This is a genomic window from uncultured Mycobacterium sp. (assembly GCF_964249325.1).
Lineage (GTDB): Bacteria > Actinomycetota > Actinomycetes > Mycobacteriales > Mycobacteriaceae > Mycobacterium.
On sequence record NZ_CAXUCH010000116.1, the window covers coordinates 12,436 to 13,432 of the forward strand.

Here is a 997-nt window from a genome sequence, read left to right on the forward strand (position 1 = left end):
CATGCCGACAAAGAACTCCCGGGTATAGGCCGGCAGGGTGGCATCGTCAAGCAACGCGTTGAACCGCGCCAACCGCAGCACGATCGACACCGCATACAGCAGCACCACTATCCAGCCCGCGGGCGAGGCCGACAGCAGCGACGCGTAGACCACCATCACGGGCGCCACGCCGAAGTTCACCGCATCGGCCAGCGAGTCGATCTCCTCACCCATCCGCGACTCGGCGTCGAAGAAGCGCGCCACCCGCCCGTCCAGCCCGTCAAGGATGGCGGCCGCCGCGATCAGCGCCATCGCGGCGTGCGGCTGACCTTCCAGCGCGAACCGAATCGAAGTCAGACCCGCGCAGACGGCCAGCACGCTCATCGAGCTCGGCAGGATGCGCAGGTTGACCGATGGCCTGCCGCGGGGTCTGGCGGTGATCACAGCTCGGCCAGCACGGTTTCACCCGCGAGTGCCCGCTGCCCGACACTGACCAGCGGCTCGGCTCCCGCGGGCAGGTAGGTGTCCAGCCGCGAACCGAACCGAATCAAGCCGTAGGTGTCGCCGATCGACAGTTTGTCGCCGGCCTGCGCGTCGCACACGATGCGCCGCGCCAGCAGCCCAGCGATCTGCACGACGACGATCTGCGCACCGTTTTCGGTGCGGAGAAGCATGCTGGTGCGCTCGTTGTGTTCGCTGGCCGCGGCCAGGTCGGCCGAGCCGAAGCGGCCCGGCCGGTGTTGCACGCTGACCACCTCGCCGCTGACCGGTGCCCGCTGCACGTGGGCGTCGAGCAGCGACAGGAAGATGCTGACCCGGGGCAACGGCGCGTCGCCTAGGCCGAGTTCGGCGGGCGGGGCCGCCGCGTCGACCACGCAGATCAACCCGTCGGCGGGTGCGACGACAACACGGGGCCTGCTGGGCGGCACCCGCGGCGGATGCCGGAAGAATCCCGCGCAGGCGCCCGCGGTCAGCAGCCCGGCCAGGCGCGCCCAGCGGTAATTGCGTCCCGCCACGG

At 70.4% G+C, this 997-nt stretch carries 1 protein-coding gene and 1 pseudogene (1 of these 2 cut by a window edge); both read right to left on the reverse strand.

What is annotated here, in order from left to right:
* Positions 1 to 420: pseudogene (locus tag ACFE99_RS15130) on the reverse strand (CDP-alcohol phosphatidyltransferase family protein) (it extends 453 nt beyond the left edge of the window).
* Positions 420 to 997 (reverse strand): phosphatidylserine decarboxylase (locus ACFE99_RS15135; protein ID WP_375486626.1); only part of this gene is annotated, 578 nt, incomplete at its 5' end. The gene ACFE99_RS15135 and the pseudogene ACFE99_RS15130, both read right to left, overlap by 1 nt.